The sequence below is a fragment of the Thiomicrolovo immobilis genome (assembly GCF_039645955.1).
Taxonomy (GTDB): domain Bacteria; phylum Campylobacterota; class Campylobacteria; order Campylobacterales; family Sulfurimonadaceae; genus Thiomicrolovo; species Thiomicrolovo diazotrophicus.
The window spans coordinates 608,669-635,594 of record NZ_CP147916.1; the positions used below are offsets into that span (position 1 = coordinate 608,669).

At 56.0% G+C, this 26,926-nt stretch carries 19 protein-coding genes; 1 reads left to right on the top strand and 18 read right to left on the bottom strand.

Annotated features, from left to right (window positions below):
• Nucleotides 1-32 precede the first annotated feature (32 nt).
• From WCX72_RS03155 to WCX72_RS03195, 9 genes are all read right to left on the bottom strand, one after another.
• Nucleotides 33-695, bottom strand: a complete 663-nt coding sequence (locus WCX72_RS03155) for a CPBP family glutamic-type intramembrane protease (RefSeq protein ID WP_345970835.1) — start codon at nt 693-695, stop codon at nt 33-35.
• A gap of 50 nt (nt 696-745) precedes the next feature.
• Nucleotides 746-2,941, bottom strand: coding sequence for a hypothetical protein (locus tag WCX72_RS03160; RefSeq protein ID WP_345970837.1), 2,196 nt, complete (start codon nt 2,939-2,941; stop codon nt 746-748).
• On the bottom strand, nt 2,938-7,023 hold the full coding sequence (locus tag WCX72_RS03165; RefSeq protein WP_345970839.1) for a hypothetical protein: 4,086 nt from the start codon (nt 7,021-7,023) through the stop codon (nt 2,938-2,940). The genes WCX72_RS03160 and WCX72_RS03165 overlap by 4 nt, the downstream gene beginning before the upstream one ends.
• A gap of 491 nt (nt 7,024-7,514) precedes the next feature.
• The gene (locus tag WCX72_RS03170; RefSeq protein ID WP_345970841.1) at nt 7,515-9,449 is read right to left on the bottom strand and encodes a CHASE2 domain-containing protein; all 1,935 of its coding nucleotides are present in this window, start codon (nt 9,447-9,449) and stop codon (nt 7,515-7,517) included.
• A 4-nt stretch (nt 9,450-9,453) separates the two neighbouring features.
• The gene (locus tag WCX72_RS03175; protein WP_345970843.1) at nt 9,454-10,050 is read right to left on the bottom strand and encodes an OmpA family protein; all 597 of its coding nucleotides are present in this window, start codon (nt 10,048-10,050) and stop codon (nt 9,454-9,456) included.
• A gap of 1 nt (nt 10,051) precedes the next feature.
• The gene (locus tag WCX72_RS03180) at nt 10,052-10,477 is read right to left on the bottom strand and encodes a FecR domain-containing protein (protein ID WP_345970844.1); all 426 of its coding nucleotides are present in this window, start codon (nt 10,475-10,477) and stop codon (nt 10,052-10,054) included.
• 73 nt (nt 10,478-10,550) lie between these two features.
• Complete coding sequence (locus WCX72_RS03185; RefSeq protein WP_345970846.1) at nt 10,551-10,760, bottom strand: DUF2905 domain-containing protein; 210 nt, start codon at nt 10,758-10,760, stop codon at nt 10,551-10,553.
• Nucleotides 10,757-12,295 (bottom strand): SulP family inorganic anion transporter, encoded by a 1,539-nt coding sequence (locus tag WCX72_RS03190; protein WP_345970848.1) that lies wholly within the window; start codon nt 12,293-12,295, stop codon nt 10,757-10,759. The genes WCX72_RS03185 and WCX72_RS03190 overlap by 4 nt, the downstream gene beginning before the upstream one ends.
• Complete coding sequence (locus WCX72_RS03195) at nt 12,295-14,919, bottom strand: valine--tRNA ligase (RefSeq protein ID WP_345970850.1); 2,625 nt, start codon at nt 14,917-14,919, stop codon at nt 12,295-12,297. Before WCX72_RS03195 ends, WCX72_RS03190 begins: the two co-directional genes overlap by 1 nt.
• A gap of 186 nt (nt 14,920-15,105) precedes the next feature.
• On the opposite strand from WCX72_RS03195, the gene WCX72_RS03200 reads away from it, so the two are divergent.
• A complete protein-coding gene (locus WCX72_RS03200; protein WP_345970852.1) occupies nt 15,106-17,187 on the top strand; it encodes an ATP-dependent helicase in 2,082 nt (693 codons plus the stop codon).
• Nucleotides 17,188-17,205: 18 nt separating this feature from the next.
• Here the strand turns inward: WCX72_RS03200 and WCX72_RS03205 are convergent, their stop codons facing one another.
• From WCX72_RS03205 to WCX72_RS03245, 9 genes are read right to left on the bottom strand one after another with little or no spacing between them, the layout of a single operon-like run.
• On the bottom strand, nt 17,206-18,450 hold the full coding sequence (locus tag WCX72_RS03205) for a type II secretion system F family protein (RefSeq protein WP_345970854.1): 1,245 nt from the start codon (nt 18,448-18,450) through the stop codon (nt 17,206-17,208).
• Nucleotides 18,447-20,183: an ATPase, T2SS/T4P/T4SS family gene (locus tag WCX72_RS03210; RefSeq protein ID WP_345970856.1), complete on the bottom strand. Its 1,737-nt coding sequence runs from the start codon at nt 20,181-20,183 to the stop codon at nt 18,447-18,449. Before WCX72_RS03210 ends, WCX72_RS03205 begins: the two co-directional genes overlap by 4 nt.
• 12 nt (nt 20,184-20,195) lie before the next feature.
• Nucleotides 20,196-20,744, bottom strand: a complete 549-nt coding sequence (locus WCX72_RS03215; protein ID WP_345970858.1) for a hypothetical protein — start codon at nt 20,742-20,744, stop codon at nt 20,196-20,198.
• Nucleotides 20,741-21,685, bottom strand: coding sequence for a hypothetical protein (locus tag WCX72_RS03220; RefSeq protein WP_345970860.1), 945 nt, complete (start codon nt 21,683-21,685; stop codon nt 20,741-20,743). The genes WCX72_RS03215 and WCX72_RS03220 overlap by 4 nt, the downstream gene beginning before the upstream one ends.
• On the bottom strand, nt 21,678-22,490 hold the full coding sequence (locus tag WCX72_RS03225; protein ID WP_345970862.1) for an ATP-binding protein: 813 nt from the start codon (nt 22,488-22,490) through the stop codon (nt 21,678-21,680). Before WCX72_RS03225 ends, WCX72_RS03220 begins: the two co-directional genes overlap by 8 nt.
• Complete coding sequence (gene mshL, locus WCX72_RS03230) at nt 22,480-24,102, bottom strand: pilus (MSHA type) biogenesis protein MshL (RefSeq protein WP_345970864.1); 1,623 nt, start codon at nt 24,100-24,102, stop codon at nt 22,480-22,482. Before mshL ends, WCX72_RS03225 begins: the two co-directional genes overlap by 11 nt.
• Nucleotides 24,103-24,111: 9 nt before the next feature.
• Nucleotides 24,112-24,537, bottom strand: coding sequence for a hypothetical protein (locus WCX72_RS03235; protein WP_345970866.1), 426 nt, complete (start codon nt 24,535-24,537; stop codon nt 24,112-24,114).
• Nucleotides 24,537-25,169 carry a hypothetical protein gene (locus tag WCX72_RS03240; protein WP_345970868.1) on the bottom strand — a complete coding sequence of 211 codons (633 nt, stop codon included), beginning with the start codon at nt 25,167-25,169 and terminating at the stop codon, nt 24,537-24,539. The genes WCX72_RS03235 and WCX72_RS03240 overlap by 1 nt, the downstream gene beginning before the upstream one ends.
• Nucleotides 25,166-26,698 carry a hypothetical protein gene (locus WCX72_RS03245; RefSeq protein ID WP_345970870.1) on the bottom strand — a complete coding sequence of 511 codons (1,533 nt, stop codon included), beginning with the start codon at nt 26,696-26,698 and terminating at the stop codon, nt 25,166-25,168. Before WCX72_RS03245 ends, WCX72_RS03240 begins: the two co-directional genes overlap by 4 nt.
• Between the last annotated feature and the right edge of the window lie 228 nt (nt 26,699-26,926).

Genomic DNA, 26,926 nt, shown 5'->3' on the forward strand with positions numbered 1-26,926 from the left:
ACTGCAACCGCTTCTGATACTTCATGTCGGCGTTAGCCGGCATGATAGAAAAAGCCCCCGATTCCCAGCGTAAAGACAAGATTGCCGTACAGCGAGTGCTCAAAAGTGCTCATGGAGACGGAACGGGTACGCAGATAAGTACGCATAAAGAGCAGACCTCCCAGAAAACTGAGGATCATGGCGACGGGATTGCCGAACACACCGTGTACCAGGGAAAAGAGCAGGGCGTTCAACAGAATGAGAAGCCGCCGGTCGGCGATGAGGCGTTCAAACCGGTAGGTGAAAAAGGCCCGGAAGACGATCTCCTGCGCCAGGGCGGAGAGCAGCGGGTAAAGGAGTATCACCAGTAGCCACAGTCCCGGACGCTCGCGGGGAAACACAAAAAGCATTTCGGGGAAAATGATCCATACCGCGACACCCAATAGCGTTCCCAGAAGGGTGAACCGGACAAGCACCCTCCGAAGTTCGTTGCCGTCGATATGCCACTGCAGCTTCGTATCACCGTTTTTTCGCAGTACAAACAGGGCATAGAGCATCCCTAGCCACAGCAGCGGCATAATGGCAAACCTCGGCAGCAAACCCGTGATGATCAGCAGCGGAAGCGCGAAGTAAAGCAGCACTGTTTCGAACGGGAGACGGAGGCGGGAGAAGATAACGATGTCGGTCAAGGGGGGCAGGTCTGTTCCATTTTTCATCGAAAACTCTTTTGTGTTTCAGGGTGCCCTTTTCAGGGCACGTTGCATGCTCAAAGGAGCAGTGTGGCCGTCACGAAGCCGCTCTGCCCTCCGCCGTCGTTGACCTGCTGCACGCCGATGGTGACGGTGCGGCCGGCACTCTGGGGGAGCGGAAGTGAAAGCGAATCGAACAGATGGTAGTTCTGGTAAGGGGATTGCGCCCGCTGCTCTCCGGGAACGGCCTCTGCGGCGAAATCACCGGGAGTGCCGTCAGCCCACCAGACGGTGTAAAGACCGGCAGAGAGAGGGTTGGTGAAGGTCAACTTGATCATCGTACGGTTATAGAAATCGACGCCGAGGGGTTCGGCAATGAATGGCGGCGGAACCGTCGGCGTCACCGGGATGCGGACCGCCCGGACGGTATTACCGGCAGGGCCCACTTTGCCAAGGGCCTTGAGGCGCAGATGGTACGCCACGGTGTCCGATACCCCGTCGGGGCCGGGGAGAGGGTCGGGTACGTTGAGTTCGGTCGGAAGCGTCGCGGGGTCGAACTCTGCGACTTTTGTCCAGAGGTCAAGATGCGTCGGCATCTGATGGAGTTCGGCCGTGCCGGCAGGGAAAAGGGTCGTGCCGCCGTCCCCCGGTTCAAAGTAGACGTCACTGCCTGAGACACCGGTGACTTCCGCCTTAAACGGCGGGGCGACGAGGAATCCCCCCAGGAAATCGCTCAGCGTACCTGCCCCGGCGATGGTTGTGCGGTAGCGGCTGGCGCCGACGTAGACCGGTGCGGATACCGTGACCGTTTCCAGACGGGGCTGACCCGCCGCGCCGCTTTTTTGCCGGTAGACATGCACTTTGGCACCGGCATCCTCTTTGATGACTTTGTCGGGTAACCAGCCGGGGAGTGCCGGCGTCTCCGTTTGGCGTGTCAGGGTGGCGGTGCCGCTTTGATAGCGGGCCTCTATCAACGGCGGTGCCGGCGGTTCATACCCAAAGGAGAGGCCGGTCCACGGCGACCATGCACTGAAGGTGCTTTCGCGATCCCAGGCATCGGTAGCGCAGGCCCGGCAGCGGACCCGGACATCGTGGAAAGGGACTTCCCGGCGCCGGGTCAGATTGCCTTCGCCCGGCATCTCATCGGGGAAGCGGGTACGGTTCTCTATACTCTCCTTCAACAGGTCCCCCCCGATGGAAGGGCTTGAGGATGTTTCCTCTTCGAGACGTACACCCAGGGCATCTGCAGCCGTCTGTTGCCAGTGCAGGTTGTAGCTGGCTTCGAAGACGGGTTTATCCGTTTTGGCATCGATACCGAAGTGCACTTTGGGATCGCCGTAGAGGGGCACACCGGGCGCAGTCAGATCGGCAACGGGACGGGAGAGGCAGATGACGAGATTGCTGGGCCCGACCCGTTTGTCTTTTTCTCTGACACGGTAGACGGCGGTCTTGCCCGAAGGGATTTTTTCGAGCAGCAGGTCACGTTTGAGCTCGTCTATCTTCGGCCATTTGGTTCGGGGGCCGTCGAAAAAGCCGTGTCCGAACAGAAGGGCATGTTCCCATCGAAGGGCGGCCATCATCCCGAAGATCTCCCAGGGGGAGGCTTCCCCCTCTTTGAGATCGGCCGGGCCCGACGCCTGACCCTCCTGTGCCGCCGTGACAAACTCCTGCCACTCCGCCGCATCGAGGGTCGTCGGTATCGAGCTGCGCGGCGTCACAGCTGCCAGGTCGGCATCGAGGGTCTTTTTGACACGGATACGGGCAATCTCCTCAAAGGAGAGCCCCCGGTCATCGAAGAGGTCGAGGCTGCGGAAGTTTTCAAAACGGCTTCCCATGCCGAGCAGTTCAAACCGGTCCATGTCTGCTGCTTCGACCAGGACGACCTCCCCGTCGGAAACGCTGCGTTCGGCCACCAGGGTGTCCGTCGCGCTATCAAATACCCGAAGCCGGGTCGTCATGCCGCGATAGGTAAAGCGGACAGCCTGGACGGGGGCCGGCAGCTCAAATCGGCAGACGATCCATCCGTCGGGAATGATGTCGCCGTGTACTTTCCACCAGCTGGCGGGCACGCTGAGCAGCGCCGTCGATTCGCCGGGGGTCTCCGGTTTGCGGGGGGAGAGTTCGTCCATCCATGCCCGTTCCACAATAATGGTATCGGGCAGTCCGAGAAAACCGCCTGAACCGTCCGGCGCTTGCAGAGGATAGGACCAGCGTAACCGGTGGCCTGTGGGTGCATCGTCGACCCAACCAAGTCCTGTAAGATAGAGTTTCATTCCATGCCTCCTTTATCTGACACGTCGCTGTCGAGCCCAACGTCGGGAGCGGACGTTTTCGGCACACTTTTGGTTTCGGCTGCGGAGAGGGTGCGAATGGCACTCCCAAGGTTCTCCGGCAGGTCAGCAAGGCGTTTTGAGACGCTTTCAAGCTGCTTCACGGCGGAAGAGAACGCATCCAGTGCGGGCTGATCCGGCGTTTGAAGCGGCGGTGTCGTGCCGCCTTTGAGGCGCTCTTTGATCCAGTCGGGGTCGACCCGGGGGTCGATCAGGACATCAATGATGTCCCATGGGATATCGTAAATGACGGCAAGCCGTTCCAGCAGACCGGCAGGAATTTCGATGGGCGAGGCCGGCAGCGGCCACCGCTCCCCGAACGGCTGTATGAACGTGAGGGCAATCTGTTCGGTCGTGCCGCCGACGGCCGGTGAGGGGCGCAGGCGCGGCAGCCCCGGCAGCGCCGTGTCAAACCGGAGTGTCAAGGTGTATTCGCCGCGGGGCAGCCGGGTGCGATGCCCGGCCAGCCCCCCGACCAAGAATGCGGATGTGGCATCCGGACTCGGCAGGATTTCGACGGTCAGCTCAAGAGGATGGCGTACTTCGTATCCGGTAGGGCAGTCGCCGCTTTGTTCGACATGTCTGATCTGCAGCGACGCTTCGACACGGCGCCAATCCACCGGTTCGGGTGTTCGGACCCACAGCGCCAAAGGACGGCCGCTGCCGTCGGTGACAGCTTCGATCGTCGTGCTCTCGACGGTGTCATTGATTCCGTCGAGCATATCGCCGCTCCCGTCGTTGAAGCGGGCGCCGGATGCCGCTGCGAAACGCGCGAAGCGCTCGGCGCTAAGAGCGTCAAGGGGGTTGATCCACTGTGTCATCGCGCTCGGGAGGCGCCAGTTGACGGGCGGAACACTCAGCTCTTCGGGGTAGAGAGGTTGGATCAGATCGCCGTTACCGATCAGTCGCTCGTTCTCGAAAACAGGGCGGAATGATTCGGCGACAGAGAGCGTTTTCCGTGCGAAAATCGGATCGACGCGGTTTCCTTTTCGTACCGGACGGTGGGGCTTCTGATACGAGACGGGGATGATGGAAGGGCAGCAGGCGCTGTCGGTGCGCCCGCTGGGGCTGTAACGCACGGTGAGACACCGGCTGTTCCAGTCGAGATGCTCTGTGAAGGAGGCGAACATGGAGACATAGCAGTTCCAGCCGTCAAGCTTCACCTCGCCGCGTTCGGGGTGATCGAACGCAAGGGTCACCGCGGCCGGTCCGCTTTGAGTCAGAAGGTCGGGAAGGACGATCTCCTGATCCGGCGAGACCGTGCCGCAGTGCTCCTGTATCCATTGCCGCGACGCTCCCGGGAGGTAGGAATCGCCGTCGCCGTTCGGACCCGGAATGAGCTCCTGGACGACGGTTCCCCCGCTTTCCCAGACGATACGCATCCGCAGCGGATTAAAGATCGCGTCCATATAGGGTACGAGAAAGCGCACAGCCGGCCGGTACTCCTGGTAAATCGGGAAACCGAAGCCGTACATCGTGGGGTTCCAGGGCAGTGATTCGTCAAAAAAGATCCGGTTGTCACCGATGGTGGTGGAGCGGATATAGGGACGAAGTGTTTCGGGGAAATCGATGTTGAAGGTATCACGGAGTTCCCATTCGGTCGTTTTACTGCTGGGGAGTCCCCCGCCGGGATACTCGGCAACAGAGGTGCCGGAGAGCGCCACTTCGTACCGGCCCGGTGTCAGGACGACCTTCTCCTGCCAGTTACAGCTGCGTTGGCGTGCTTCGGTGTAGCGTACGGCATAGAGCAGCAGGTCGCGATCCTTGCTGCCGGACGAGATGACGATGCTCTCTTCGGGTTGCGGCAGCTCAATGGTCAGGGCCATCAGCTGCAGACTGTCATAGAGGCTCCAGACGACATCCGATACCGTAAAGACGCCGTACTTGGTCTCGATCCGCATTTTCCGATCGTATTCGATATTGCCCACCAGATACAGCGTGATCTGCTCTACTTCGACGGGGAGGTCGGTCGCCGTGCGGAAAGCGAGTTCAAACCGTTCGCTTTTAAACACCCGGGTCGGCAGCGCCGGCTGGAACACCGTTTCGAGCGAACCCATGTTCTGGATGGGGTCGACGAGCATCTCATTGAAACGCCGGGGATTGATGAAGTGCTCTTCGGTGCCGTATCCGAAGTTCACTTCGCAGGTGCGCCCGGGGGTTTCATAGGTGCTCTCGATCGTATCCACGTGGGGGACGACCCAGGCAAAGGGGTCCTGGCCGTTGATGTGCAGCCGTGCGGTATCGCCGCCCGGTCCTGCCGCCCAAACCGCCTGGATACCGGCGACGGCCGTACCCTGGGCGATGTCGGTCACTGTGAGGGCGTCCAGCCGGTGGGTGACGGTATAGCCTCCCTCCGTGGCGGCGCTGATGACGGAACCGACAACCTTGCCGGTCTGGTCGATCACGCGTGTGCTGAACGGAATGACGATCTCGGCGTCAGGCCAGCCTCCGCGCGCTTCGGCATTAAACTCCCACTGCCGCCCGGTCAGCGCATGCAGCAGCGCCGGTTGCATCGCGCCGCTGTCCGATTCGGCCCCCCGTTTCCAACTGCCGGCCAGCAGCGGCGAGGCGACGGCTGGCGCTTCGGGGTCTTCATCCCCGAGGGTCAACGTTTTTTCGCCTTTGATATCGGGAATAGGCCAGGGAAGGTTCAGTTTGTATTTGAACGTGACATCCAGTTCCGTCGGATCGGGCGTGTGTCCCAGGACCTCCGCCGCGCCGCTCAGGGCAAACTTGAACTTCCACACTTTGAGCCCCAGCTCGCCCCAGATCTTGAACAGCCCCTCGAGCAGGACCGGGTTCCATCCAATAGTAGCGGCGACGGCCGCGCCGATCCGGGCGAAGAGGGTGATGATGCTCCATTTCCACTCGCCCCCGATCGAGATACCGGCGCCGAAGGCCATGCGGTAATTGTTGATCATAAAGAAGAGTTCGGCGCGGAGCAGGTCGGAGAGGATCTTGCCGCTGATCTGCTTCTGCTGGGTGCCCAGGTTGATATACCATGTGGTCGGGTTCTCGAAGGAGAAGAAGGCGTCGAGTACCCCGTTGGCACGGAGAAGATAGGTCTTGCCCTCTTTGGGGATGTTGACCTTGACACCCATGCCGAGCGCCATGGAGCCTGAGGCAATGTCGACGACGATGTACCCTTCGACCTGCGCCGAGTCGCTGGAGATCAGTTTGCCCGTACCGCCCAGGATAAAGACCGGTCCCGGGGTCAGTACCGCCAGACCGATCGGCTCGAGTTTGAGCACGTAGCCGTTGTCCGCCAGGGTGACCAGGTCCGTTCGGATGCCGACGCCTACGGCTGTCTGGTCGATGGGGCCGGCCTGCCAGCGGTCGAGTTCCTTGTTCTTTGCCCAGCGGACATAATCATTGGCGGCCGGGTCGGTGACAGGCAAGCCGTTTTTTTCAAGACGGGCAATGAAATTGTAGGCGAAGTCGCCTCCCATCCCGGCGAGTCCCAGTCCCGTACTGCCCAACGGGACGGGTGCCGGAAGGTCGACATCCAGCCCGATCATGACGCCGCGGTCGCTCAGGCCGCCCAGGAAGAGGTCCAGGCCGAAACCGGCGGGCTCTATTTTCAGTGCGCCGCGTCCCATCCAGACCCCGTCGTCGTATCCCAATCCAAGCTGGGCATTGAAGACGTTCTTTTTCCGGATCTTGAGGTCGCCCATGACGGTAATCCATTCGATGATGGTGATGGGAGATCCCCCGCTCATCAAATCGACATCCGTGGAGATGGTGATCTCCACACGCATAAAGACCGACTCCATCCCTTTGAACAGAGGAATACGCCCCCGGATCAGAAAGGTGATATGGTCCACTTCCGGATCGGACGTGGCGGTATAATCCGTCACCCGTATCAGCGGTGAGGATGCCAGCGGCTTTTCACTGCCGACTTCACTTGCAAGCTCTTTGAGCTTGGTCTCTATTTGCGTCTCTCCCCATGTGGCGATGTCTTCCCACATGTCCCGGAGAGCCTGCCAGATGATTTCCCTAAAAAGATTGTCAAGCCATTGATCCATCGTTCCCGCCCCTTTGCGTTTGTCATGCGTACATTCCGTTTGACGTTTCCCTAACGACTCCTACCGTGAGCTATGCCTTTTGCGCCCATGCCGTATGCATACTAAAAAACATACATTCATATTAATAATCAAAAAGGCATACTTGATAATTCTACAGGGTGTAACTTAAAAGACGCAACAAGATAAAGTGTATAAGTCCGGGGAGGCAAACAGGCGCTGCCGGAAGGCTTGTGAAAGAAACGGGGAGATGCCAGCGGTGTGTCAGCGCATTTTGAATGCGAGTGTAAAGTCTTCGTAGTCCAGGTAGGTAAACCGGAAAAAGAAGCTGTCCAGACGTTTGTAGTACTTCGTAAAGATGTTGGTAGTCTCTGTTTTCATGCGTTCCATCATAGTACGCTTCTATTACCTCCGGGGGACAGATCCGATACCGTTTGATAACATCGTGGGAAGGCCGGGATGATACGCACCGATTCGCGGGAGGCTCGAAGCAGCTACTGGTGTCGTTCGGCGATACGGCGGAATTCCTCTTTGAGCGCGAGGAAGACGTCGACGATCTGCGGGTCGAAATGGCTGCCCCGTCCCTCGACGATGATCGCCTCTGTCTTTTCAAAGGAGAAGGGCTCTTTATAGTAGCGTCGGCTGATCAGGGCGTCGTATACGTCGGCCAGGGCCATCAGACGCGCCTCGAGGGGGATCGCCTCTCCCGAGAGTCCCTGGGGGTAGCCGCTACCGTTCCACTTTTCGTGGTGGCCGTAGGCGATGTTGCGGGCGACGCGGAGCATTTCGTTGTCGCGGTAGCTGTTGATGGCGTTGTCGAGCATCTCCTTGCCGTACGTCGTATGCAGTTTCATTGTCTCGAACTCTTCAGGGGTGAGCCGGCCCGGTTTTTTGAGGATATGGTCGGGGATGCCGACTTTGCCGATATCGTGGAGTGGCGCGGTATGAAAGAGCTGCTCGATGTAGGTGTCGCTGAGTATCTCCCGGTAGGAGCCCTGCCGCGCCATGGCCATGGCGAGAAGCCTGACGTAGTTTTTGGTACGGATGATGTGGGCGCCCGTCTCCATATCCCGTGTCTCTGCGACGAGGGCCATACTGTCGAGGGCCGCCTGGTGGGAGTGGCTGAGCTGCTCGTAGAACTGTTTGCGCTGGGTGTAGCCTTTGACCGCGATGGCGAGGGCCATAATGATAAAGCTGAGGGCCAGCGGGGTCAGGAAATAACCCGGCGCGATATAGAGGGACTGCGTCAGCGCCGCGACGGCGGCGGCGCTGTAGAAGAGCGTCACGGCACCGAAGAAAAAGATAATGGAGAGGTAGCGTTTGCGGCGGAACAGGATCAGCGTTGCCAGGGCGCTTAAAAACGAAAGGAACATATTGACGGGCGGGAAGACCCCGGGTTGGGAGATGAGGTCGCCGTTGAAGAAGTTCTCGATCAGTGTTGCATGCATAAAGATCCCCGGCAGCACTTCGTCCGGGGCGACGGTATAGCGGTCGTGAAGTCCCACGGCCGTCGCACCGACGAGGACGTATTTGCCCCGGATGTCGGCGGGGTCTACCCGGCCCTGCAGCAGGTCGACGGCGGAGATGCGCCGGTAGGTGTCCGTGGGATAGAAGCGGAGCAATACATTTGTATGGGCATCGGTGTAGAAGGTCCGGTCGCCGAGCGTTGCCCGGAGGCCCAGGGGGCTGTTCGCAAGCCGCATTTCGGCCGGAAAGCGTCCCGAGGTCAGCAGCATCGCGACGGCGAGGGCGGCGACGGGCTCTTGTTGCAAACGCATGACGAGGGGCATCCGGCGGAAAATACCGTCACGATCCTCGCGGGCATTGATAAAACCTGTCGAGCGACTCTGCTGCTGAAGAGTAGGGATGTTGCAGAGCAGTCCCACCCCGGTATAGAGGGTATCGACCCCTTCGGCATCGATGCGGTATCCTGTATCCTTGAAACAGGCAGTGTCGTTACTGTCCCACCGGTTTTTTAGGTAGAGCGGCAGCAGCAGCGGAAGGTCGCTGATTGTATCGGCCAGCAGGGTGTCATTATCGTACAGCCACTCCGGGAGCCCTCCGATCTGTACGGAGAGACCGAAATAGTTTTGGTAGAAACGTACCAGCTCCCGCGGCGAGGTACGGTCGTTTTCGGGAAAGATGACGTCCGCGGCGATGGCCGCGGGCTTGTAGGTGCCGATCTGCTCAAGCAGTTTGGCCGTGAGGACCCGGGGCCAGGGCCACTGCCCCAGCGCTTCGAGGCTTTTGTCGTCGATCTCGACGATCAGCGTCGCCGGTTCGCCGAGCTGCGACGGAGCGACTGTCGCGGCGATCCGTTTATAGAGGTCGTAGAGGAGGTTGTCGCTTTGCTGCAGCAGGGCGGTCGGGTAGGCGGCGAGATAGAAGAGCAGCGTCGACAGCGCGACTGCGACGTAGAATTTCCGCATGACGCTACCGGATCGTCATCACGACACGGCGGTTTTGCGGTTCGGTAGTATCATCGGGCGTCTGTACCTGGAGGAGATACTCTCCCAGTCCGTCGGTTTGGCATCGGCGCATCGTGACATCCCGCTGTTCGAGCATCGTTTTGAGCGCCGACGCCCGTTTCTCCGAGAGAGCGAGATTGTACGACTCGCTCCCCGTGGTGTCGGTGTAACCGGTGATAGTGATCCGCAGGGGGCTGAGCTCCCGGAGCAGCGGAAGGATTTGGGCGAGATCGCGGCGCGATTTCGACGTAAGGCCAGCGCTGTTGTTCTCGAAATAGAGGGTGAGGGTCAGCGGCGGAGGCGGTGCGACGGCGAAGGTTTCAGCGTCCTCGGCGGTCAGCTCTGCGTCCGAGACCGTTTCAGGCGCGCTGGGAGCCTCCGAGCTGCTTTCCAATCTGGTGCCTTCATAGGGGGTGTCGATGGTGAGACTCCCGCCTTCCGTGGTGACGATGATGGCGTTGCTGCTGCTCTTGTTATCGAGTAGAACAATTTCCGTACCGGGGTGATCCATCACCAGAGCCGTGACAATGAGGACGACGGAGACAAGGAGAACTTCGACCATATCAATGCACCTTTACGAAAAAGCGTGTACCCCGTACCCCGATGGTGCCCTCGGGGACTCTGAAAGTAACGGATTTGGGAGAGACTTTCCCTATCTTGCCGGTTTCGACGATGGCGCTTCCCTCTTTCAAAAAGAGGTCGAACCGGTACTTTTTTTGGCTCGGCTCGAAGAGGTAGTCGTCGATCTTCAGTACGCTCTTGTTACCCAGGGCAACCGTGCTACCGTCGTTGAAGAGGATGCTGAGGGCACCGTCGCTCCCGGTAAAGATGATGTCGCCCCGGTAAAGCTCCTCACCGCTGCCTGAAGGGGTAATGACATCGCCGCCCCGGCGGATGCCGACCTCGTTTTTCAGGTTGTCAAGCACGGCGACACTCTCAGCGGACCAGAGCGTGATGCTTATCAGACATAAAAGAAGGATTTGTTTCATCGTGTCACCTTGTAAGGGGCGCATACTTTTTATAGATTGTATGACAATCCGTGTGAAAATGTCAAACGAAGCGTTAAGGTCTGAAGAGATTGACGAGCAGAGTCAGGACGATGCTGATAACGACCATCGTGGTAATGGGGATGTAGATGCGGGAGTGTTCGTTTTCGATACGGATATCGCCGGGCAGTCTGCCGAACCATCCGAAAAGGCCGGGTAGGAAATGCAGCAGAAGGCCGACAACGACCAGCACAATGCCGGCGATGATCAGCCATTTTGCCGTCATAGGTTGACTGCGACCTTGTATGTCGGGTCGGTGACCTCGTAGGTGCAGTGGGGACCGGCGGCTTTGAGGAGCTTTTTACAATCTTCGCTCAGGTGCCGCAGGGTGAGCTGCTTGTTGGCGTCCTCGTACTTGCGGGTGATCGTGTCGATCGCTTCGACGCCGGAGGCGTCCATGACCCGGGCATTGCGGAAGTCGATGACGACGCGCGGGGGGTCCCGGTCGATCGTCAAGGCGTCAAAGAAGCTTGCCGTCGAACCGAAGAAGAGAGGGCCGTCGAGTTCATACACCTTCGTTCCGTCCGCTTCGACCTGGCTTTTGGCGTAGATGCGCGCATGTTTCCATGCAAAGACGAGCGCAGAGATGATAACGCCGGAGATGACGGCGATGGCCAGGTCCTCGACGATCGTGATGAGCGTGACGGCGACCATGACAAAGGCGTCGGAGCGCGGCATGTGCCGGATATGGCTGAAACTGCTCCATTCAAAGGTCCCAATACTGACCATGAACATGATCCCGACGAGCACGGCAATAGGGATGACGTTGAGCACATCGGTGAGCGACGCGACAAGCACCATCAGGCCGACGGCAGCAGTGACGCCCGAGAGGCGGCCGAGACCGCCGGAGGTGTAGTTGATGATGGACTGGCCGATCATCGCACACCCCGGCATCCCGCCGAAGAGTCCGCAGGTCATGTTCCCGGTTCCCAGTGCGATACACTCCTGATTTCCGCTGCCGCGGGTGCCGCTCATCTCGTCAAGCACCGCCAGGGTCAGCAGGGACTCGATCAGGCCAACAAGGGCCATGATGACGGCATAGGGGAGGACGACGAGAATCGCACCCGGGTCGAGGATGAAGTCAGGGATATGGAAGGTCGGCAGCTGCCCTTTAAATGCGGAAAGGTTCGCCATGTCGCCGACGGTACCGGTCTGCAAAGAGAAAACGTAGGCGACCAGGGTAAGCGCAACGATGGCGACGAGGCCGGCCGGGACCGCTTTGGTGTAGCGCGGCAGCACGAACATGATCAGCATCGTGACCGCGACGAGGGCGTACATGATGACGCCTTCGCCGTCAAAGAACTTGAACTGCGCCGTGGCGATGACGATGGCAAGACCGTTGACGAAGCCGTACATCGCCGGCTGAGGGACGAGGCGGATGAACTTGCCCATCTTGAAGACGCCGAAGAGGATCTGGATCGCGCCGGTAAGCAGGGCGGCGAGGGTGACGTACTGCAATACGCCCCAGGCCAGTTCCTCTCCACCGAGCCCCTGTGAACGCAGCAATCCGGAGACCTCCAGGGTCAGGCCGATAAGCACAACGGCGACAGAGCCGGTCGCCCCGCTGATCATCCCGGGTTTGCCACCGATCAGCGCCGTAATGAGACCGAGGATAAAGGCGGTGTAAAGGCCGACAATGGGGCTCACTTCGGCAATGAAGGCGAAGGCGATCGCTTCAGGCACAAGGGCGACGGCAACGACGAGCCCGGAGAGGACGTCGTTTTTGATATTATCTGTACGGTAGTTCTGGAGGTTGAACATCAGGCTCCCTGCAGGCTCTCGAGCTGGTCGAGGATCTTGCGTTGTTTGTTCTGGGCATCGACGAGGGCTTCGCGGTTGGTAGCGACGACCTCTTCAGGCGCGTTGGCGACGAAACGCTCGTTATTGAGCATGCCCGCCAATTTGGCGATCTCTTTTTCCAGTTTCACGTTCTGCTTCTCCAGCCGGTCCAGGATGGGGGCCAGGTCGATGGAACCGGTCGGGATAAAGACCTCGACCTTCTCCCCGACGTCGCTGACGGCATTTTCCATCTTCTCTGTGACGAAACCGACTTTCTCGACTTTGCCGAGGCGGCAGATATAGGCATCCATCGCTTCCGAGGTTTCGGCATCCGTCTTGACGTAGGCTTCTTCGATCTTCTGGTTGCCCATGTCGATGAGGGTCTTCGCACGGCGGACGGTGACGATGGCGTCCATGATGACGTCGAACATCGCTTCGACTTGCATATCGCGTTCACCCGCTTCCGGATAGCAGCTAATCATGATGGAATCCCCCGTCTCCAGCGACGTGCCGGAGAGCTCATGGTAGAGGTACTCGGTCATGAACGGCATGAACGGGTGCAGCAGCTTCATGGAGGCTTTGAAGATCGCGCCAAGCTCCGGCACGCTCTCTTTGCTGACCTTTGAAAGTTCGATGCCCCAGTCGCAGAACTCGTTCCACAGGAAGCGGTAGAGGACCGTGGCCGCGTCGTTGAAGCGGTACTCGTCGAGGAAGCCGCGGGTTTCAACGACGGCGGCATTGAAACGGCTCTGCATATAACGGCCGAGGTCGGTTGTGACCGTGATGTTCTCCAGGTCATCGAAGGTCTCGACGTTCATCTGGAGGAACTTCGCCGCGTTGTAGAGCTTGTTGGTGAAGTTGCGGCTCAGTTCCAGCTTCTCTTCGCTGAGGCGGATGTCGCGCCCCTGGACGGCGAGGACGGCCAGCGTGAAACGCAGGGCATCCGCGCTGTATTTCTCGACCATGTCGAGCGGATCGATGACGTTGCCCTTGGACTTGGACATCTTCTGGCCGTGTTCGTCGCGGACCAGCGCGTGCAGGTAGATATGTTCGAACGGCAGTTTGCCCATGAAGGTTTCACCCATCAGCATCATCCGCGCGACCCAGAAGAAGAGGATGTCAAAGCCGGTGATCAGCAGGCTGTTCGGGTAGAAGTTCTTGAGGTCGTCGCTCTCGAAGAGCTTGTCCATGACCGGATCGCCGTTGCCCCAGCCCAGGGTCGAGAAGGGCCAGAGCGCCGAGGAGAACCAGGTGTCGAGAACGTCGGGGTCCTGAACGATGTTCTTGGAAGAGCAGTGCGGACACGCTTCAGGTTCCTCCTGCTGTGACGCCCACTCATGGCCGCAGTCGTTGCAGTAGAAGACCGGGATGCGGTGGCCCCACCAGAGCTGGCGGGAGATACACCAGTCGCGCAGGTCGTTCATCCAGGCATTGTAGCTGTTGATCCAGTGCTGCGGGAAGAACTTGACGAGACCGTCATTGACCTTCTCGATGCTCCCTTTGGCCGTTTCGGCGCGGACGAACCACTGCTTGGAGATGTAGGGCTCGACGACGTTCTTACAGCGGTAACAGTGGCCGACCTGGTGGACGTGCTCTTCGATTTTTTCGACGAAGCCTTCCTCTTCGAGACGCTTAACGATGACGTCGCGCGCTTCGAGGCGCTCGAGCCCTTTGAACTCGCCGGCGAAATCGTTGAGGATCCCTTTTTCGTCAAAGACGGTGATGAATTCGAGGTCGTGGCGCTTGCCGACCTCGTAGTCGTTCGGGTCATGGGCCGGGGTGACCTTGACCATCCCGGTTCCGAACTCCATGTCGACGTGCTCATCGGCAATGATGGGGATCTCGCGGTCGATGAGCGGCAGTTTGAGCTTTTTGCCGATAAGGGCCTTATAGCGCTCGTCGTCCGGATGGACCATGACGGCGGTATCGCCGAAGTAGGTCTCCGGACGGGTTGTCGCGACGACGATGTGACCGCTGCCGTCCGCGTAGGGGTAGCGGACGTGGTAGAAGTGGCCGTTGTGCTCTTCGTACTCGACTTCGATGTCGGAGAGGGCCCCGTCATGGGTACACCAGTTGACCATGTAGTTTCCGCGGACGATCAGCCCTTTGTCGTAGAGGTTGACGAAGGCCTCTTTGACAGCGGACTTCAGCCCTTCATCCATCGTGAAGCGTTCGCGGCTCCAGGCGGGGGAGACGCCCATCTTGCGGAGTTGGCCGACCATAATCCCGCCGGACTCCTCTTTCCATGCCCAGACACGCTCCAGGAACTTCTCGCGCCCGAGCTCTTCCTTGGTCGTTCCTTCTTCAAGCAGCTGCTTCTCGACGACGTTCTGGGTCGCAATCCCCGCGTGGTCCGTGCCCGGCTGCCACAGCGTCTTGTAGCCGTCCATCCGCTTGTAGCGGACGATGATGTCCTGAAGGGTGAAGGTAAGAGAGTGGCCGATGTGCAGACGCCCGGTGACATTCGGCGGCGGCATCATGATGGCGAAGTTTTTATCTGCCTTTTGGATGGCTTTGTTCCCGTCAATTTCAAAATAGCCGCGCTCTTCCCAGATAGGGTAGAACGCCGACTCGACGGAAGAAGGATCATAGCTTTTTTTTGACATGGATGTCCCCGTATTCTGCGCTTGTTTTGTTCAGATTTTGAAATGAATGAAGGCGCTTAAATTTTAGGCGGATTATAGCGAAACGGAGGTAAAATGCCGGACTCAACAGCGTAATGCCGTCAGCTTGACGGCCGAAACATCCCGCATCTCAGCCGTAAGAGCGAACTCTACCCGCAAAGGACAGTAGTGCCCCTTTCCCGTCTCAACGAAGAACAGTACCGTGCCGCGACCGCATCCTTTGGCCACAATCTGATTATCGCCTCCGCCGGGACGGGCAAGACGTCGACCATTGTCGGGCGGATTGCGCACCTTCTGGGGCAGGGGGTGCAGCCCCACGAGATCCTGCTGCTCACCTTTACGAACAAGGCCGCGGCGGAGATGGTCGAACGCGTTGCAGCCTTTTTCGGTGCGGAAAAGGCCGGACAGATCGACGCAGGGACCTTCCATGCGGTCAGCTACCGCTGGCTCAAGCGGCAACAGGGCAAGGTGGTCCTCAAGCAGCAGCGCGAGCTCAAGACCCTCTTCCGCAGTGTTTACGAAAAACGCAGTTTCCACCACCTGGAGGGGGAGAACGAACCCTACGGCGCCAACTACCTCTATGACCTTTACTCCTATTACCAGAATACGGAGATGGACAAGAGTTTCGAGATGTGGATCACTGAGCGGCAGGAGGAGCATGACCGTTTTGCCATGATCTATGCCGACATCATCGACGAATTCGAAGAGCTGAAAACCCAGTACGGGTTTTTGAACTTCAACGACCTGCTCCTGCAGATGCGCAAGCTCTGCGAACGGATGGAGCTCGGGTATAAAGAGGTGCTTGTCGACGAGTACCAGGATACCAACGCCCTGCAGGGGACGCTGATCGATGCGATGAGTCCGCCGTCGCTCTTCTGCGTCGGCGATTATGACCAGTCCATCTACGCCTTCAACGGGGCGGACATCTCCATTATCGGCTCTTTTTCGCAGAAGTACCCCGATGCCGACGTTCATACCCTCTCGAAGAACTACCGCTCGACGGTCCCCATCCTCTCCCTGGCGAACAAAGTGATTGCCAAAAATGAGCGCATTTACCCCAAACAGCTGGAGGTGACGCGGGATCATGCCGCACCGCCGCCGAAGCTGCTCGTGTACGACGAACTCTTCGAACAGTACCACGGCATCGCGGAGATGATTGGCAAGAGTGCAACCGAACACGAAGAGATTGCTGTCATTTTCCGCAACAACTCCAGTGCGGACGGGATCGAGGCGGCACTGCGGGAGAAGGGGATCGCCTGCCGCCGGCGCGGCGGGGTCAGCTTTTTTGACGCCAAAGAGGTGAAGTTCATTCTCGATATCTATACGCTGCTCGTCAACGAGAGCGATATGATGGCTTTCATCCATGTGTTCGAACATGCCAAAGGGGTGGGAAGCGCGTTGGCCAAGGAGCTCTACGTGGCGCTGCAGTTCCTTGGCGGCGGTTCGATGCTGCGGGGTCTTTATACGCCCGATCTGAAGATCAGCAACCCTTTCGAGAAACGGAAACTGAACCACCAGCTCGGACTGTTCGATGATTTTCTAGAGCTTGGGCATGCCGGCCGTTTTGCCGAGGTGATCAGCGATAAAAAGCTTTTGAAGAACCCCGTACTAAAGCATCCGAAGCTGACCAAAGACGGGGCGAAAATGCTCTCGCAGTTCTATACCCTGCTGCAGGCGATCAAAAACCTCTCCCGTCCCCAGAACGTCGTACAGAAAATCGCAGCCTCCGATCTCTATGCGACGGTCGCGGAGCAGCTGGCCGTCCGGCGTGCCATTTTGCCCGACGGCCAGGTCGATGCAAAGCTTAAAACGGAAGCATTGGAACGTATTCGCCGCAAACCGGCGGTGCTCCAGGAATTGGCCAAGCCCTATAAAGAGCATGAGCGCTTCCTCAATGCGATGATTCTCGGCTCCCAGGACCTGACCCAGGGTGAGGGGGTGCATCTGCTCAGTATCCATGCGTCCAAAGGGCTGGAGTATAAAGAGGTTTATGTCATCGATCTGATGGACGGGCGCTTTCCCAACCGTAAATTGATGGGCAGAGGCGGAAGTCTGGACGAGGAACGGCGGCTCTTCTACGTAGCCGTGACCCGGGCGAAGGATATCCTCTATCTGAGTTTCGCCAAATACGACCGGATCAAAAAAGCGCAGTTCGTCCCGTCGATCTTTCTTTACGAAGCGGGCATGCTCAAAGAGGACGAAGAGTACAGAATGCTTGTGAAAAAAGAGGAAGCGAAAGAAGACGCGTAAGCGCGTCTTCCATTGATGTTAACGGCCGTGGACGGCGTCGTTGAGCGACCACATCGGCAAGAAGATACCAAGGGCAAGCAGCAAGACCATCGCGGCAATCATAAAGAGCATGATCGGTTCGATCGCTTCGGCAAGCCCGTCGATGATCTGGTCGAAACGCATCTTATAATAGTCCGTGACCTTCTCAAGCATCGAGTCGAGCTGACCCCCCTGCTCACCGGCGGAGATCATCTGAATGATCATATTCTCGAACAATCCGGTGTCGGCAAGCCCTTCGCTTAGGGAGGCTCCTTTTTCGACAGCCTGTCTGACGGTTAAAAGTTTCTCCTGCAGCGGGAGGTTGTCGATCATGGCGACGGAGGTCTCGAGCGCATCGGCAATGGGAATACCCGCCTTGACAAGGGCGGAGAAGACCAGGGTGAAACGGTTGAGCGTAGAGAACATGATCAGATTTTTGATCAAATAGGTTTTCAGTAAGAGCTGATGCCATCGGAATTTGAACTCCCGGTTGGTATTGAGCATATACCGGAAAATGATGAAAAAGACAATCAACCCCGCAAGGATATAAGGACCGAAGTTATTGAACAGGTACTCCAGTTTCAGCAGAATAATCGTCGGCAGCGGCAGATCGGCATGCAGCTCTTCGAAGATCTTTTTAAACTGGGGTACGACGTAGGAGATCAAAATCGTAAAGGCGACGGCCATGGCGATCATGACGTTGCGCGGATAGGCCATAGCCTTCTTGAATTTGATGACGTTGCGACGGATCTCTTCGAGCATGTCGGCAAGCTGGTAGAGTGAATCTGCCATGTTACCGGTCTGTTCACCGAGTTCGACCATCGCCAGGGTGAGACCGCCAAGTTGAAAACGGAAGTTCTCCATGGACTTCGACATGCTTGAACCCGAGTTGATATCTTCGGCAACGGAGGAGAAGATCTCTTCGAGCACCGGGTCGTTGGCTGCCCGTGCGATTTCGTTCAATGCATCATGGACGGAGATACCGGCATTGGTCATAACGGCCAACTGCCGGATCGCAGCGATCAGAGAATCGGGTTTGACCTTCTTCTTTTTGATGTTGCCCATAAAACGCTCTTTGAAATGTTTGAGCTGATCATCAAGCGGTGCTGCACCTTCCATGACATTGACAACGATACCGGGATAGCGGACTTTGGCAATATACATCGCCTCTTTTTTCCCCTCGGCATAAAAGCCGTGTTGAACTTTTTTCCCTTTTGACAGGACTGTTGCAAGATAGTATTTCATTCTTTTGCCACCCTCAAGACTTCTTCAATTGTTGTTTTACCTTCAACGACCTTTGCCATCCCATTCTGAAACATACTAACGAAACCTTCCTGAATCGCCTGTTTCATCATTTCTTCTTTGGAAGCGCTCCTGGCGATCATGCTGCTGAGTGTTTCGGTAATGGGAAGAACTTCACTGATCATCTCTCGGCCGAGATAGCCGCTGCCGTTGCACTCTTTACAACCGACACCATGGTAAAAGACCGTCTCGGGCGGGATATAGGCCTTATACTCTTTTAGAACGGATGGCGGCACTTCAAGCTCTTTTTTACAGTGCGGGCAGATTTTGCGGACGAGGCGCTGCGCCTGAACGGCGACAACGGCCCCGCTGATAAGATAGGGCTCGATTCCCATGTCCGCCATACGAGGCAGGGCGGAAATGGCGTCGTTGGTGTGCAGGGTCGAGATGACAAGGTGCCCGGTCAGTGCGGCCTTGATAGCGATCTCCAGGGTTTCATGGTCACGGATCTCACCGATCATGATCTTGTCAGGGTCCTGGCGCAGAATTGAGCGCAATGCTGCGGCGAAGGTCATACCGACCTGCGGATGGACCTGGACCTGCTGAATAAGGTTCATCCGGTATTCGACAGGGTCTTCGACCGTAATGACTTTGTCCTCGACGTTACGCAGTTCGTTGAGGGCCCCGTAGAGCGTTGTCGTTTTTCCCGATCCGGTCGGACCGGTGACCAGAAGGATGCCGTGGGGCTTTTTCAAAGCCTGGATCAGCTTTTTGTAGCCGTCCGCATCCATACCGGCGTCTTCAAGTCGGATTAGCGCTTTCTCCTTGTCCAGAATACGCATAACGATAGACTCGCCGTAGAGAATCGGGAGCGTCGAAAAACGGAAGTCGTACTCGCGGTCACCGACCACGGCGGAGAAACGGCCGTCCTGGGGTTTGCGCTTTTCGGCGATATCGAGATTGGCAAGGAGCTTGAAACGCGAAGCGAGCGGTGGGTAGATATCCTGGTCGAAGATGAAGATCTCGGCCAGTTTCCCGTCGACACGCGCCCGGACGACACAGTTGTTCTCCGTCGGTTCGATATGGATATCGCTCGCCCGGCTCTTGATACAGGTTTTCAGAATAACGTTGATGAGCTGGAGAATCGACGATGCGTCCTTCTGCTCTTCGGGCGAACCGATCGTGTTGAGCTCTTTTCGGATGTTGTCGACAAGGCCCTTGACACTGCTTTTAATATCGATCTTGAAGAGATAGGACTGGATCTGCTTTCCCGAGGAGATGGCCACCTGGAGCGGTTTACGCGGGAAGACCCTCTGAATCGCTTCCTGGGCATCGATGTTGAGCGGATCGGCGAAGGCGACCGTAATGCTCATATCGCTTTCCGCGACCGGCAAGGCATTGGAGCGTTGCAAGAGATTCAGAGGAACACGCTCCGCCAAACGATAATCCATATCGATCGAATCCAGATCGATATATTGGATCTCAAGGACCTCCGCCAGGTACTCCAGGACGGCCCTTTCGGGGAGAAAAGGATACTGTTTGAGAATCTCCAGGTCATACTTGCCGGCCCGGATCTGTTCAACGACGAAACGTTTGACAAAGTTGAGCGATACGGCCCCGACTTTTGTCAATGTTTCCAGCAAGATCTCCTCTTTCACCCCGACCTTGACAAGGCGGTCGATCTGGGTTTGGGAGATATGCTTTTTTTCCAGAAGATCGTGCGTAATTCTATCCACTTCGGATTGCCTTTAACGGTAAATATGCTGTTTTGTTAATATTGTATCATAATATTCCGTGATGCCAAGCTGCAGGGATTGGCCGGAATGACGCAGGAAAAGCTTGTAGCTTCGACGGGGGGTTTGGGGATCGGTCAGCACATAGGAGTCGCCGCTCTTCACGTAGTGATTTGCACTGTACAGATCGAAGACGCGTGAGAGGAGATGGTCCGAAGTCGGGAGCTTCAGACCCGTAAGCGGTGTCTGATTTTCAAGGGCATTGATCAGCAGGTTTCGCTGCAGCAGGATCGCAGCAAAGTACGTGGCGTTCCTGCGCGCTTCCTCGGAATGGTTCAGTATAACGGCGGGTAGTGCCAGGCGATCAATGCGATCTGCTTCGAGGCAGGAAAAGGCGTAGAGCGAAACAAAACGTTCATCCTGTTCATGGCGGTGCAGCATCTTTGCACCCTGATTGCAGGCCCGAAGGTACTGACCGTTTTGATAGAGCGTGTAGAGGCTGCCGCTGCTGGAAGCACTGAGCAGTGTAGTGACAAGTGCAAGCAGGCTCAAATGAAGCCTCATTCCATCGTCCCCTTCTCCATCTGATCAAGGGTGATTTTGGCCTTGACGGAGCTGCTCTCCTGGATGTAGCTTTTGAGGGTTTTGATCGCCATCTCTTTCTGATCCATTTTGTAAAGCGACTTTGCAAAAATGAGCCATGAATCTTCGATCGTACTGTCAAGTTCATTGGTGATCAGCGCATAGTTGTAGGCTTGCTGATAGTTACCGATATTATAATAGCGCTTGGCGACGAAAAGGCTCAGAATAGGGTTCTTGCTCTTTTTAAAACGGGCGATGACATCCTGGATATCCTTCATGTCGTCATCGCGGAGGATCGTCATCTCTTCAGACGACGGTTCATCTTCCGCATCAGCCCGAGATGCTGCGGGGAGCGGAGGGGTGGCTTTGTGTGACGAAGAAGCCTGAATGCCGGGCAACGTTTCGGATGGTTGCGCAGGAGCATTTATCGGCTGTATCTCTTCTTTCGGAGGTGCCGAAATGACCGGGGCCGGAACTGGTGCCTGTTGTACCGGTTTCTGATAGACTGGCGGTGCAGCCTGTGTCCTCGCTTGCGGTTGCGGCTCTTGCGTATCGACATGGGAATAATAGTCCATAACGTCCGATTCGAACTCGTGCATGAATCCCATGGAAGGCGTCAGTTTCAGGGCAGGCTGCTCCGCAGCAACGCTCTGTGCCGGTGCAGGTCGTGAGCTGTTGGGTTCCTGCTCCTGCGCGGCAGCGGTCTGTTCAACTGCGGTAACAGTTGGTGCTGTTTCTTTGGAAGCAGCCGGGGCTGATACGACCGCCTCTGGTTTTGATGGCATCGGAGCCGACGGTGTGAAGAGAAAATAGGTCGCAGCGGATACTAAAAGCGCCGCGGCTGCGCCGCCGATAAGGTAGGGGACCTGACGTGTGCGACGGTAGCGCTTCCAGCGCTGTTCGAGTTCAGGGACGTTAAGCATTGATAAACCCCGTTTCAATCCCTGCCATTTCAATCATTTTACGGTTGACAGCAGTATAGTTTATCTGCGTGGGCTGATTCTCTTCATACCATGACGCAATACTGAAGAGTGCAAAGAGCAACTTGTTGGTATTACGGTAGTTGCCTTCGGTCAATGCATGGATCCAGCGGACATTCTTGTCATTGAACATATTGGCGACATCAAAACAGTTTGACCGGAGCAGTTTTTTCTGAATGTAGATCTTCAGTTCGGCGGCCGAAGCGTTGAGCAGCTCTTGCGCTTCCCAGATACGTGACTGGAAATGCTCTTTGGCGACAACATCCTCCTGTTCCGTTTTGTGCAGGGAGATAATAAACTTGATCTGGCGCGTATCGGAGATCAGACGGATTTTTTCCAACAACGCTGTCGAATACATTTGCGCTTCGTCCAGCAAGACGACCGGAGGGGTTTCAAATGTGTATTGTGCCGCAAGCTCATTGAAACGCGTAAAATGGATCGGTTCGTCGGTGATGTAGTCAAACACATCGCGTGCCAGTGATCGGAAAAAAGCATCTTCATCGGTGATGGGTGTCTGATATAGAACGATCTTCTGTCTGTCATGCAGCTCTTTGTAGATACGGCTCAGCATCATACTTTTACCCGTGCCCGGTTTTCCGAAAAGCAGGATCATTTTCAGGGGTTTTTTAATGGCTTCCATCAGGGATTTGTAGACGATGGCGACGCGATCGAGCTGCACATAGGCATTCGCGTCTACAACATCGAGAAAGACCTCTTTGGAAGAGTCAAAGAGGTTCTTATTCTGCATTGGCCTCTGCAGCTGTTTCTTTTGCGGTCAGGCCGACTTCGCTGTCGGTAAACTTGGTATATCCAAGATCAGAAAGGGAGAGCGTGTTGTTCTCTTTCTTGATAATGTGCGGTTCGATAACGATAACGAGTTCCGTCGTATCCACAGCTTTTTCTTCGTATTTGAAGAGATAACCGAGCCCCGGGATGTCACCAAGAAGCGGCACTCTGTTGGTATGCATGCTTTCGGACTTATCGATCAGACCGCCGATAATGATACTGTTGCCGTCTTTAACGGTCACAACAGAGGCAAGCTGGCGGCGGTCAAGATCCGGCGGCATGGAGCGCTTCTGCTGCTCAAGTTCGTCACTGCTGAGTTTAATCCTCGTCTGGCTGACCGAAGGATTGATCTTGAGGGTGATCGTATTGTCGTTGGCGATCTCCGGTGTGATGTCCAGCAGAACACCGGCGAAGATGGAGTTGACCTCTTCGTTTTGTGTGGTCTGCGATGTACCGGCTGAACTACCGGCCAGAATCTGGGACTGCTGGATCTTGTAGAAGTACTCCGTACCGACAGTGATGAGGGCAGGCTGGTTGTTGAGGGTCAGCACCTTCGGGTTGGAGATCGCGTCAACGTCTCCCTGCGTTTTGAGGAACTTGACCAGTTCATTGATCGTATTGCCCCCGGTGAGTTTGAGCAGTGATGCCGGACCAGAATAGCCTGCGGTTCCCCCCGTCAGGATATTCCCCGTCGTATCAAAGGTGGAAACGTTCAAAGCATCGAGTTTGTCAATGTGAAACGAAAGGTTCTGCAGGGCATAGATCTGGGACCAGTCGATCCCCGTTGAACTGCTGTTGTTGAGCGTAACAGCCATCATCCGGACGTCGATCAGTACCTGGTACTGGATCTTTTTCTGCAGTTGGTTGAGGTACTTCTCAAGACGCTGCTGCTGGCGTACCGTCGCCGTGACGGTGACGAGCCCCGCGTTTTTGTTGACGATCGGAGCTTCCGCCTGGTAGAAGTCCGTCGGACGGTTCAGGACACGCTGCAGTTCGAGGTCGAGTTCTTCCCAGAATTTGACCTCGTCGAGGGACTCGATCTTGATACCTGAGGTGTTGTTCTGCGTAATCTGCATGGAGCCGCCGCCGAGGTCAGCCCCCTGGCCGCCGCCACCGCCGCCGGATTGGCTGCTTGAACTCCCGGTTGCCTGGGAGCTGCTGAGCAGAATATCCGTACTGCCGATACTTTTACGGGCACTGATGATGTAGTCGATGTTGTAGGTCTTCGTCTCGATAAAGGAGATCTTGAGGATATTGTTCTCCAGGGTGTAGTTGAGGTTGTTGTCAACCAGGAGAATATCCAGGACCTCGTTCAGGGTGAGATTCTTCAGATTGGTCCGCTGCAAGCGCTTGGACATCTTTTTTTCAGCTTCATTGTCGCTGATGATCAGCGTGAGTTCACATTCGTTGCTCAGCTGATCGACATATTTGGAGATGGTCATCCCCTTCGCTCCGCTGATGGAAAAGAGCTCATAGGTACAGTCTGCTGCCTGTACCGATGAAGCCAGCAGTAGGGCCGCGGCTACCGAAGTGATTGACTTGTGGATGCTTTGGAATGGAGTCATGTTTTTCATCGTCTTTTCCTATTTGGCGTTGATTTGGATTTTTGGGTTCTTCTTCTTCAGCGTAAGCGTTACTTCTTTCTTCTTCTTCTGAAGCAAGACGCTGTCGCGTTCGATCTTCGTGATGACGTACCCGTAAATGGTATCTTTTTCTTTGTACCATTTGCCGTCAATCAGCGCGGTGCGGCTGTTGATGACGGATTCGAGGGTCATGTACCTCTGCTTGGGACGCTTCACGTATGTGCCCGTCGCCTTTGCCTTATGGGGCTGGTTGAGGATCAGTTGGGCCCTAAAGGGATCTTGCAATCCGTACAGCGCACTGGCATGAACCCCCTTGCGGGGCGGTTTGATCGCTGCGATCTCATCGTCTACCCACTTCATGTCAGGCTGCATGCCCTCGGCGAGTACGATCAACGGCAGGGTGAGGAGTAGTAGCTTTGTTTTCATTAGTAAGTAATCCCCCATACAGATGAGTTGACGTCGAGTTCCAGTTTTTCTTTGGCTCTGAGGTCAAGACCGTGCAGGTCAATGACGAGATCGCTCTGCTCCATCGCATTGATGAATTTGAGCATATTGTCGAACTGACCACTTGCAAAGACCTTAATATCCAAGACATGACCGAACTTCTCTTTTTCAATGGCGCGTTTGTTGCTGAGAAGCGCGAGCTTGATGTTGTATTTTTTTGCGTTTTCGGCAATCGAGTCGATATATTTACCCCAAGCTTCTTCATTATAGAAGAGTTCGGAGATCTGGCTGATCTTGAAGTTGATGTACTCATTTTTCTCCTGAGTCGCTACCGTCTCCATTCTGATCGCTTCAATCTGCGCTTCGATCTGCTTGATTTCACTTTCGGGGTGCATCGCCAGGTACTGCTCATCCGCCCGGAGTTTCTGCTCGACGGCGATTCTCTCTTGTTTGACTTGGAGATATTCGCGCTCGGCACTTTCCCAGAAAAGAAGATAGGAAAACGCCACCAGTGCCACGGCGATCAGACCGTAGATCATATAGACCTCGCCCTGCTTTTTGCTGGCGAAGGACTGGTCTATCGGATAGAGATATTGTTCAAGATTGAATTTCATTTCAGCACCACCTTCAGGTCACCGCGGTAATAGTTGGTTTCCTCATCCAATTCGATTTTTTCGATGTTATAGTGGAAACGCTGTGTACGGTGTTTTGTCATAAATTCGACCAGATCGGTAATTTGTTTGTCCTTTTTCGCCATGACACGTAAACTGAAAGTTTTTTCATGGTCATCCTGTTTATAGTTGATATCGGCAACGCTGACGTCAAACCGATTCAACTCTCTGGTAAGGGCAGCCATGATTTCTGCTTTCATGGGGTAATTGACCTTGACGTCATGGATTTTGATCAGTGTCGCTTTTCGCTCTTCGAAGAGTTCGATCTCTGCATCAAGCAGCTTCTGCGCTTCTGCCTTTTGTGCCAGTTTGAGATTGATGGTCTCTTCGCGGGTCACCTTGATGGCATGCGTCTCGCGGTACTGCTTTTCCAGGAGGGCTTTACGAACGCTTTCGGCATACCCCATCGTCCAGTAGGTGACGGGGTAGGCAAATGCGACGACGAGCGAAAGGGCTGTGACGGCGAAGAGCTTACCGCTGTGGCGTTGGAAAAACGGCGGCGGCCGGTGGTAGATGGAAAAGTTGACGTCATAGCGTGCGGCTTTGTCCGTACGGACATACAGCTGCATCAGCTGGTGGATCTGGTCAATGTAGCTGTCCGTCGCAAAACCGTAGGAGAAGTCGAACGCCTTGGCCTCAAACCCCAGATAGGTCTGGCAATACTCGTCAACCCCGGCAATAGAGCCGATCTGCGAACCGATATAGATCTCTTCGATCGTTTCGATTTCGTAAGCGCGTTTCGCGTAATTAAGAACGTCGTTGATATGGAGGAAGAGTTCGCCGAAGAGTTTGATCAGGTATTTTTGGTACTCCGGATTCTGCGTCGCAAGCCCTTCGGTCGCAAGCAGCGTCTGAAAGTCCGCAAGGTCGATCTGCTCGCCCAGGAGCTCGCAGAAACGCTCATGCATGTCACGGAAAGAGTATTTGAGACTCTTTGTGTAGACGAATTCCTGCTCATTATAGAGGGTGAAGAAGGCGTCATTTTCCTGGAAATAGATGTAGCAGTGGGCACCGTATCCCTGAACGATCTCATGGCTGTAGAGGGTTTTGAGCAGCAGCGGTACCGGAACGATCTGGTCGACATACTGCAGATCGGAAACCGTTTGCGCAAAGGTCTCGTCGATGACGAGCGGGTCGACAATAAATACATGGAAGGTGCGTTCTTTCGCACTCCCGTCCGTCGGCACCTCGATGAAGTCGATCGTGTACTCGATCGCCATGTCGAGGGCGAGCTCTTCGTATGCTTTGGTTTCAATGACAAAAGCAAGATCGTCATCCGGGATGTTTTTGCTTACACCGATCTGGGCCGTGATGAAGCTACTCGTGTTGAGATAGGAAATCCCGTACTGTTTCTTACCATACTGCGGGTTTTTAGCAGCACTTAACTGATTACCGCTCCCGAGGTAGTAGGTGTGATTATACGGGTTGTTCGAGAGGACCGTATCAAAAACCTGCTCGTTAGAATTGTTCATGTCGCAAATCCCTGTTCTTTTTGGACTGTCCGGCAGCCATGTCATGAAGGGCGAATACTATCTCTAGATAGCCGGGGGCAACCGGATTGCCACCCGTTTTTTTTCACCTGGTTCATTTTTTAACAACATAAAACCACATTGCAAAATAACACAGAGTGTTATCGTTCTGAGGTTTCACACATTTTCATTGTAGCCCAAGTAAACTTAAAAATTTTCTTATAAGTGTGC